An 8,333-nucleotide genomic window follows, 5' to 3' on the forward strand; every position below is an offset into this window, starting at 1 on the left:
CTATGCTACTAATTTGGGTATGGTGCTAATTGGCTCCAACGACCCGCCCGGCTTGCCGAGGCGGGTTTTGTTTGCCGATCAAGATCCAACGGCGTAGATCGCGGCAACGTCGTCCGGCCTCGGTTAAAGCGCGTCGCGTTCGACCGGCGTCATGTGACGCGCTTTGGGTTCTTGTTTTGCTGCATGTCGTTACCGCAAAACCGCCGCACAGTTTGCGCGACATGCATTAGAATTCCCGCCCGGCGAAATGCGACAATGCGGGTAGACGAAGTGTCGCTTGAGGCGCCTCATCACTGCCTGGATCGAAGCAAACAAGACGAACATCCGGCGAACCGGGTAATAACAACAAAGGCAGCGTGCCATGACCGCAAACCCAGAGTTCCCGGCCGACTTTCGCGCCGGGCTCGCCAATCTTTTCTTGTGGCGGCGCGACGTCAGGCGGTTCAAGCCGACGCCGCTCCCCGAAGGGGCGCTGGAGCGGCTGCTCGAGCTTGCTAGCGCCGCGCCGTCCGTCGGGCTGAGCCAGCCTTGGCGCTTCGTCATCGTCGAGAGCGAAGCACGCCGCGCCGCCGTCAGGGCATGCTTCGAGCGCTGCAACGCGGAGGCACTCGCAAATTTTTGCGGCGAACGCGCCGCGCTCTATGGCCGCCTGAAGCTTGCCGGCCTGAATGAGGCGCCCTGCCAGCTTGCGGTCTTCGCTGATCGCGCAACCGAGCAGGGGCATGGGCTCGGCCGCCTGACCATGCCAGCCACCATAGACTATTCGGCTGTCATGGCGGTCCACACGATGTGGCTGGCGGCGCGCGCCGAAGGAATAGGCATGGGCTGGGTCTCGATCCTCGATCCGGCCGAGATGGCGACGATCCTGGACGTGCCGCCGGAGTGGACATTGATCGGTTACCTCTGCATCGGCTACCCGAGCGAGAACCACAGCGTGCCGGAACTGGAACGGGAAGGCTGGGAGATCCGGCGGCCGTCTATCGTGACAAGGCGGTAGTGGAATGGCGGCGCTGCCATCCTCTTTGCGGGGAAGAATGACTCCTCCCCTGCAGGGCTGTGGATATCATGGATGGTTTCGCCGATCGTCAGCATTGCCAACAAGATACCATGGCAAAGCCAGTCGTGACGGCCTTGACCTGAGGAAGGGCATAGAATGTTTCGCTACGACATGCAGGCCGAGATCTGGGTCTATCCGGGCAAGGGCGGCTGGCATTTCGTGACGCTGCCGCCGGAGCTTGGTGCCCGTATCAAGACAGCGATGGTGGGGATGGCAAGGCCCTGGGGCTCGCTTGGCGTGGAAGCCGTCATCGGCCAGACCAGATGGCGGACATCGCTGTTTCCCGACAAGAAATCCGGCAGCATGCTCTTGCCGATCAAGACCGCGGTGCGGGTCCGCGAAGGCCTTCGGGCTGGCGACACGGCCAACCTGACGATCGAGATGCAGTTATGACGACGTTGGGCCGGGCTGACGGCGACGCGCTATAGGGCGGCTAGTGGTTCGAACCCAAAAAGCGGTACCGGTTTTTGGGCAAAAAAGATGAAGCGGCGGCACGGTTCGACTTGAAAGTCCGTCGCTGCAGCGCAGAAATGCGCGCTACACCGGCCTCCCCTTGGCAAGGCGGCGGGCGGCTTGTATAGAGCCCGCCACCCTCAATTCCACTCTCCATCACAAGGACGATCCCATGGCGCTCGAACGCACCTTTTCCATGATCAAGCCGGACGCGACCCGCCGCAATCTCACCGGCGCCATTACCAAGATGCTGGAAGATGCCGGTCTGCGCGTCGTCGCTTCGCGCCGGGTGTGGATGAGCCGCCGCGAGGCGGAAGGTTTCTATGCCGTCCACAAGGAGCGTCCGTTCTTCGGCGAGCTGGTCGAGTCCATGTCGTCGGGCCCGACCATCGTGCAGGTACTGGAAGGCGAGAACGCCATTGCCAAGAACCGCGAAGTGATGGGCGCCACCAATCCGGCAAGCGCCGCCGAAGGCACCATCCGCAAGCTGCACGCGCTGTCGATCGGCGAGAATTCCGTGCACGGTTCTGATGCGCCGGAAACCGCCGCGCAGGAGATCAAATACTGGTTCTCGGACACCGAGATCGTCGGCTAAGCCGGCATCCCGAACCCCATCAAAGAGGCCGGCGCAACGCCGGCCTTTTTTGTTAGCGGACATTTTCAGCTTCAGGCTCCTCGACGGATCATGGGTGCGTTAAGCTCGAGGGCACCGATCAAACGCGGTCCCGACAATGGAGCCGACCAGGCCATGACCAGCACCATTCCCGGCTTCTTCCAAGGCACCGAGATGCCGACCAGCGGCTGGTGGGAAGCGCTGTGGCCCGAGCCTGCCAGCGTCGTGGCGGCAGTAGGCATGAAGCCCGGCACGGACGTGGTCGATCTTTGCTGCGGCGACGGCTGGTTCACGCTGCCAATCGCCAGGGTCGCTCGTCGCGTAGTCGCCATCGACATTGATGCCGATGTCCTCGAAGTCGCCAGGCGGCGACTGGCCGAAGGCGGCGCGAGCAATTGCGAGTTTGTGGTGGGCGACGCCTATGAGCTTGCCAGGCTGGTGCCTCAAACCGTGGACTTCGTCTTTATGGCCAACGCTTTCCACGGCGTTCCGGATCGGCCGCGCCTTGCCCGCGCCGTGCGGACGACGCTTGGCCCTGCCGGTCGTTTTGCCATCGTCAACTGGCACCAGCAGCCGCGCGAGCAAACCACGGTCCTGGGCGAGCCGCGCGGGCCAAAGACCGAGCTGAGGCTATCACCCGAACAGACCACCGCGGCGGTGGAAGCGTGCGGGTTCAAGCTCGCCGAACTGGTCGACATACCGCCCTACCACTATGGCGCGGTATTCAAACTCGCGACGAATTGAGAATATCGGATGAGATGCGGCATCGTCGCCCGATACATGTCGCCCGCCGCCCCCTAGCGGCGGGTTCTGCAGTCTATTTCGCCTGGCGTTCCTTCACGTTCGCGTTGGCGTTCGCCGCTGGCGTGTCGGTGGACGGGGTCTTGGTTTCCTCACCTGTGAACGGGCTGCCCTGCCCGGGCGCGAGATCGCCGCTATGACCAGCCTTGTTGGTCTGGAAAGGCTGGCTGTCAGGACTGAGACCATGCTGAAGGGCATCGAACAGATGGTCGTCCGCCTTGGCAAGGCCGGTGAAGGCAAGGAGCGATGCACCGGTGGCGGCAAGGATAAGCGCGTGCGTTTTCATGTCTGGACTCCTTTGAGTTAAGGCCAGAACGAGCCGCAGCCATTCTGGCGGCTTCAACGAAGGGACAAACATCCCTTTTGCCTTACCCGCCATCGTATGAGGACGTAACGCGCGCGCTGCCCGGTTTATTCCGGCTGAAACACAACGTGATCGACATGCGACCGATCAGGCGACCGAATAGCCGCCATCGGCGAGCAGGCTGTGGCCTGAGACAAACGAGGCGTCATCGGAAGCAAGGAAGGCCACGACCTTCGCTATCTCTTCCGGCGAGCCAGCCCTGCCGGGAACGCTCGATGCCGCGAAGGCGTGCTTTGCCTCGGTGCTCGGCCAGATACGGTCCTGGAACGGGGTGTCTATGATGCCGGGGCAGATTGAGTTGACGCGCACCCCTTGCTTGAACAGTTCGATCGATGCGGTCTTGGTCAGGCCGAGCACCGCGTGCTTGCTGGCGACATAGAGCCCGGCATTGCCGAAGCCGATGACGCCGCCCATCGAAGCATTGTTGATGATCGTGCCGCCGCCCTGAGCCAACATCGCCTTGGCCTCGTGCTTCATCGACCAAAAGACGCCGCGGACATTGGCATTGAAGATCGTGTCGTAGACCTCGTTCGACTGGTCGACGAAAGGGGTGAACCCGCCTTCGGTACCGGCATTGTTGAAGGCAATGTCGATCCGCCCGTAGGTCGAGATCGTTTTTGCCACGAGGTCGATCACGCTCTGCTCGACATTGACGTCGGCGACGACGGCTGTTGCCTCCAAGCCTGCTTCCCCGATTTCGGCGACCAGCGTGTCGATCTCGGACCGGCGGCGAGCACTGGCGATGACCTTGGCGCCGCGACGCGCGAGTTCGAAGGCTGTGGCGCGGCCGATACCCGAACTGGCGCCGGTCACCAGGGCGACCTTGCCATCGAGCGTCTTCAGGATCTTTGTCATGGGGTTCTCCATCGGTTGAAATCTGCCCGGGCAGAGCACCATTCGATGGAGCTGTTGTTCCGGTGGCGCAGTATCTAGAGGCCTCGGAAAGATATGATTAGACGCATAATTCTTCTCATTGTAGTGAATAGGACATATGAATTGACCCGGTATGCCAAATGCACGGAACCGAACTCGCCGAATTGTCGACCTTCCTCGCGGTCGCGCGTCACAGGAGCTTCAAGCAGGCTGCCGTCCAGCGCAGCGTCGCTGCCTCGGCAATCAGCCACGCGATCCGCAGCCTGGAGGCGCGTGTCGGCGTGCGGCTGTTCCATCGCACGACCCGCAGCGTGTCGCTGACGGAGGCGGGCGAGCGGTTCCTGACGGAACTGCACCCTGCGTTCGATCAAATCGAAAAGGCGCTGGACGGCCTCAACGCCTTCCACGGCACTCCGTTCGGAACGGTGCGCATCAATGTTCCCAGTTCCATCGCACCTTTTCTGCTGCACGACATGATGGGACCATTGCTGAAACAGAATCCAGGACTTCGCGTCGATATCGTTGCCACCGACAGGCTGGTCGATATCGTCGAGGAAGGCTTCGATGCCGGCGTCCGCTTCGGCGAACGCCTCACGCAGGATATGATCGCGGTTCGCATCAAGCCACGGTTGCGTTTCGCAGTCGTCGGCTCACCCGAATATTTCAAGGAACGCAGAATGCCGCTGGTGCCGGGCGACCTGCGGGAGCACCTGTGCGTTCGCTATCGCTATCCGAGCGGCGCGATCTACAACTGGCAGTTCGAGCGCCGCGGTGAGGCAGTCGATGTCGAGGTCGATGGTCCGATTACGCTCGACAACCAGGAACTCATGGTCGAAGCGGCGCTGCAGGGATGCGGGCTTGCCTATGTCTGGGACAGTCGCGTTGCGGCGCATCTCGCCAGCGGCGCACTTGTCCGCTGCCTGGACGACTGGTGCGCCGATGATGACGGCCTGTTCCTCTATTATCCAAGCCGACGATACCTCTCGGCCGGACTTCGTGCGGTGATCGACATGCTCAAGGCCGGGAGCTAAAGCGCGTCGCGTTCGACCCGCCTCATGCGACGCGTTTTAGGTTCTTGTTTTGATGCGTGTCGTTGTCGCAAAACCGCTGCACGGTTTTGCGCGACATGCATTAGCTCGCGGCGTTGAAGCGCAGGATGTCGCGGCCGTCTCTGTTGGTGATAACAAGCTTGCCGGCGTCGACGTGGTAGGACGCCGCCTTGGCCAGCGCCTCGAACAGCGCCTTTTCCTCGGCCATTACCTGAGGCGCGCAGGCCTTGAAGGTCGAGCCTATGTCACTGACGGCGATCGTCGAGCCGTCTACCCTGGCGGTGGCGAAATAGACGTTGCAAGGGCCGCTGCCGCCAGCCTTGCCGGCTTCGCTGATGCGAAAAGTCGCCCGCGGCTCGGCAATCACGCCGATGCCGTCGATATATTCGACCAGCCAGCTTTGGCCGAACACGGAGGCTTCCGCCGGCTCCTCGCCCGGCGCCGCCATTTTCAGCATGATGGTCTGTGGCGCGTCGCTGAGCGGGTCGACCTGATGGCGCGTATCGGTGACGAACAGCAGCCGGTCGTCGACAGTGATGCGCACCTGCAGCGCGTAGGTCATATCAGGCCGGATCACCCGCGGATCGAAGCTGATCTCGAACTTGATCGGCACCTGGCCGGCCGGCACCACCTTGCGCTCGCCGATGATCGCGGCCGGCGCGTCGGCCAGCGACACGTCGGCAAGCTGCACCGAAAGCACGGCATTGGGCGGCAGCGCGATGCGCTCGCGATACATCACCTCGCCCTTGAGGGTCTTTTCGGCAGCCACGGAACGATCCGGAACGGCAAGTATGCCGACGGCCAGCGGCACCAGTCCGAAGATGAAGAACTCGGCGATCCTGTCCAGCATGATCCTGCTCCCCTTCCGGCCAAAGGTCTCGCAGGAATGCGGTCAATGAATGGCTGGCGGGGTATGGGCATGGCTGTCCCAGGGATTTATTTGGGCGGCGGGCGCTTCCAGCGGCCCGCCGCCATGTCGTCGGCCTTCTTGGCCGCTCGGCAAACTCTGTTCAGGCCACCCTCGGCCAAGCCTCAGGCGATCACGAATTCGTGTTCCAAACAGACGTAACACGGCGGGCGTCCGGACCGAACTGACAATGCGCGCTGAGGAGAGTGCGCTTGAAACCCAACCGGAGGTGAAATCATGTCAACGAGATCAACCGTGAGCGCGGCCTTGCTGGCCAGCGCCGTTGCCACGGCTCTTGCTTCTTTTGCGACGGCCGCCCCGCTGACCGAGGCACAGGTCAAGGCAGCGATGGACGCCGGCAAGGAGAAGTGCTTTGGCGTCGCCTTGAAGGGACAGAACGACTGCAAGGCAGGCCCGGGAACCACCTGCCAAGGTACCTCGACCCTCGACTACCAAGGCAACGCCTGGAAGTTCGTCAACGGCGGCACCTGCACGACGATGGACCTACCCGGCGGCCGCAAGGGCTCACCCACCGAGCTGACCCGCGACGTCCCATCGTAAGCGATGCACCCCGCCCGGAAAGTGGCGATGACGATGAACGGACCGACCCGTCCAGCATCCCGCATGTCGAAGACCTCGCGCTTTCCGGCGCACCTGGTCGCCGGCCTTGCCGGCACCAGTTTCAAGCATGAGCATCTATCCGCAATCCTCGGCGACGGTCCCCAAAGCGGCTTCTTCGAGGTTCATGCGGAAAACTACATGGGCGTCGGCGGCCCGCCGCACGACGCGCTCGCCCGCATCCGCCGCAATTATCCCGTCTCGCTGCATGGCGTCTGCATGTCGATCGGCGGCCCGCAGCCGCTCGACAAGGCGCATCTCGGTCGTTTCAAGGCGCTGGTCGATCGCTACGAGCCAGCGCTCGTTTCAGAGCATCTCGCCTGGTCGACCCACGACACCACCTATTACAACGACCTGCTTCCCCTGCCCTACGCGCCGGCAACGGTTTCGCGCGTGGCTGATCACATCGACGAGGTGCAGGGCACGATCGGCCGCCCGATCCTGGTCGAGAATCCTTCGACCTACGTGCTTTTTCCGGAATCGACGATGAGCGAGACGGATTTCATCCGCGAGCTGGTTCGGCGTAGCGGCTGCGGCCTGCTGCTCGACGTCAACAACGTCTTCGTCTCGGCCACCAATCACGGCTATTCGGCACGTTCTTATCTCGCGGATTTCCCGCTCGAACATGTCGGCGAAATCCATCTGGCCGGGCACGCCAAGCAGGAGGACGACGAGGGCGACCTGCTGCTCATCGACAGCCATGACGGCCCGGTTGCCGACGCGGTCTGGAAGCTCTTCGATACCGTCATCGGCCGATGCGGGCCACTGCCGACGCTGATCGAATGGGACAGCGACATTCCCGAGTGGCCGGTGCTCAAGGCGGAGGCAGCCGCCGCCCAAGCCATCCTCGACCGTCATGCCGACGGCTATTTCGGAAAAGCCCATGCCGCAGGATGAAACCCAGTCGGGCGATCTCGGCCGCCGGTTTGACTATGCCGCGGCATTCACCGCCGGTTTGCTCGATCCTGACCGTGGCCCGCCTCACTCTGTCTCGGGGCCGAACGGGAAGGCTGCGGTCAAGCGATATGCCGTCTACCGCAACAACGTCACGGTCAGCCTGATCGATGCGCTGGCCGCCAGCTTTCCAGCGACGCTGCGCATCACCGGCCCGGATTTCTTTCGCGCGATGGCGCGCTTTCACATCCGCGAAACGCCACCCACCTCGCCGCTTCTATTCGAATATGGCCGCGACTTTCCCGATTTCATCGAGCGCTACGAATACGCGCAGTCGATGCCGTGGCTGGCCGACGTGGCGCGCATCGAGCGGGCCTGGCTCGACGCCTATCATGCCGCCGACGCGGGGGCGCTGTCGGCTGAGGCACTGGCGTCGATCCCTTCCGAGAGGCTTGCCGATACCGTGCTGCGGCCGCATCCGGCGACGCGGGTCGCGCGCTCCCGGTTCCCGGCAGTCACGGTCTTCGCGGCAAACCGGAACGACACTCCTGTTGAGCCGATCCGGGCAACGGGCGCTGAAGATGCGCTGGTCACGCGGCCCGGCCTCGAGGTCTTCGTTCGCCACCTGCCGCCCGGCGGCGCAGTGTTTATCTCGCATCTGATCGCGGGCGAGGCGCTCGGCGCGGCGGCCGCGGCGGCATTTG

At 63.1% G+C, this 8,333-nt stretch carries 11 protein-coding genes; 8 read left to right on the forward strand and 3 right to left on the reverse strand.

What is annotated here, in order from left to right:
- Positions 1-361 precede the first annotated feature (361 nt).
- The 4 genes from bluB (at position 362) to E5W70_RS21970 (ending at position 2,867) form a co-directional block, all read left to right on the forward strand.
- Positions 362-997, forward strand: a complete 636-nt coding sequence (gene bluB, locus E5W70_RS21955; protein WP_292662289.1) for a 5,6-dimethylbenzimidazole synthase — start codon at positions 362-364, stop codon at positions 995-997.
- A 156-nt stretch (positions 998-1,153) separates the two neighbouring features.
- On the forward strand, positions 1,154-1,450 hold the full coding sequence (locus tag E5W70_RS21960) for a DUF1905 domain-containing protein (protein ID WP_292662292.1): 297 nt from the start codon (positions 1,154-1,156) through the stop codon (positions 1,448-1,450).
- A gap of 232 nt (positions 1,451-1,682) precedes the next feature.
- Positions 1,683-2,105, forward strand: coding sequence for a nucleoside-diphosphate kinase (gene ndk, locus E5W70_RS21965; RefSeq protein ID WP_292662296.1), 423 nt, complete (start codon positions 1,683-1,685; stop codon positions 2,103-2,105).
- A gap of 153 nt (positions 2,106-2,258) precedes the next feature.
- Positions 2,259-2,867, forward strand: a complete 609-nt coding sequence (locus E5W70_RS21970; RefSeq protein ID WP_292662299.1) for a class I SAM-dependent methyltransferase — start codon at positions 2,259-2,261, stop codon at positions 2,865-2,867.
- A 73-nt stretch (positions 2,868-2,940) separates the two neighbouring features.
- Here E5W70_RS21970 and E5W70_RS21975 read toward each other — a convergent pair whose 3' ends face one another.
- Both E5W70_RS21975 and E5W70_RS21980 read right to left on the reverse strand, forming a co-directional pair.
- Positions 2,941-3,210 (reverse strand): hypothetical protein, encoded by a 270-nt coding sequence (locus E5W70_RS21975; RefSeq protein ID WP_292662302.1) that lies wholly within the window; start codon positions 3,208-3,210, stop codon positions 2,941-2,943.
- A 165-nt stretch (positions 3,211-3,375) separates the two neighbouring features.
- A complete protein-coding gene (locus E5W70_RS21980; protein WP_292662305.1) occupies positions 3,376-4,143 on the reverse strand; it encodes a glucose 1-dehydrogenase in 768 nt (255 codons plus the stop codon).
- Positions 4,144-4,301: 158 nt separating this feature from the next.
- Between E5W70_RS21980 and E5W70_RS21985 the strand changes: the two genes are divergently transcribed.
- Positions 4,302-5,192 (forward strand): LysR family transcriptional regulator, encoded by an 891-nt coding sequence (locus E5W70_RS21985; RefSeq protein WP_292662308.1) that lies wholly within the window; start codon positions 4,302-4,304, stop codon positions 5,190-5,192.
- A 100-nt stretch (positions 5,193-5,292) separates the two neighbouring features.
- Here the strand turns inward: E5W70_RS21985 and E5W70_RS21990 are convergent, their stop codons facing one another.
- The gene (locus E5W70_RS21990; protein WP_292662311.1) at positions 5,293-6,060 is read right to left on the reverse strand and encodes a YbaY family lipoprotein; all 768 of its coding nucleotides are present in this window, start codon (positions 6,058-6,060) and stop codon (positions 5,293-5,295) included.
- A gap of 294 nt (positions 6,061-6,354) precedes the next feature.
- Here E5W70_RS21990 and E5W70_RS21995 point away from each other — a divergent pair, with 294 nt between their 5' ends.
- The 3 genes from E5W70_RS21995 to E5W70_RS22005 all read left to right on the forward strand — a co-directional run.
- Positions 6,355-6,678 carry a DUF2282 domain-containing protein gene (locus E5W70_RS21995; protein WP_292662314.1) on the forward strand — a complete coding sequence of 108 codons (324 nt, stop codon included), beginning with the start codon at positions 6,355-6,357 and terminating at the stop codon, positions 6,676-6,678.
- 27 nt (positions 6,679-6,705) lie between these two features.
- Positions 6,706-7,632 (forward strand): DUF692 domain-containing protein, encoded by a 927-nt coding sequence (locus E5W70_RS22000; RefSeq protein ID WP_292662317.1) that lies wholly within the window; start codon positions 6,706-6,708, stop codon positions 7,630-7,632.
- Positions 7,619-8,333 (forward strand): DNA-binding domain-containing protein (locus E5W70_RS22005; protein WP_292662320.1); only part of this gene is annotated, 715 nt, incomplete at its 3' end. The genes E5W70_RS22000 and E5W70_RS22005, both read left to right, overlap by 14 nt.

Source organism: Mesorhizobium sp. (assembly GCF_005063415.1).
GTDB lineage: Bacteria > Pseudomonadota > Alphaproteobacteria > Rhizobiales > Rhizobiaceae > Mesorhizobium.

Bases quoted from the DNA above. Each gene is read 5' to 3' on its own strand.
- E5W70_RS22000 (WP_292662317.1), top strand. From the start codon at position 6,706: ATGACGATGAACGGACCGACCCGTCCAGCATCCCGCATGTCGAAGACC.
- ndk (WP_292662296.1), top strand. From the start codon at position 1,683: ATGGCGCTCGAACGCACCTTTTCCATGATCAAGCCGGACGCGACCCGC.
- bluB (WP_292662289.1), top strand. From the start codon at position 362: ATGACCGCAAACCCAGAGTTCCCGGCCGACTTTCGCGCCGGGCTCGCC.
- E5W70_RS21960 (WP_292662292.1), top strand. From the start codon at position 1,154: ATGTTTCGCTACGACATGCAGGCCGAGATCTGGGTCTATCCGGGCAAG.
- E5W70_RS21990 (WP_292662311.1), bottom strand. From the start codon at position 6,060: ATGCTGGACAGGATCGCCGAGTTCTTCATCTTCGGACTGGTGCCGCTG.
- E5W70_RS21970 (WP_292662299.1), top strand. From the start codon at position 2,259: ATGACCAGCACCATTCCCGGCTTCTTCCAAGGCACCGAGATGCCGACC.
- E5W70_RS21975 (WP_292662302.1), bottom strand. From the start codon at position 3,210: ATGAAAACGCACGCGCTTATCCTTGCCGCCACCGGTGCATCGCTCCTT.
- E5W70_RS21995 (WP_292662314.1), top strand. From the start codon at position 6,355: ATGTCAACGAGATCAACCGTGAGCGCGGCCTTGCTGGCCAGCGCCGTT.
- E5W70_RS21985 (WP_292662308.1), top strand. From the start codon at position 4,302: ATGCACGGAACCGAACTCGCCGAATTGTCGACCTTCCTCGCGGTCGCG.
- E5W70_RS21980 (WP_292662305.1), bottom strand. From the start codon at position 4,143: ATGACAAAGATCCTGAAGACGCTCGATGGCAAGGTCGCCCTGGTGACC.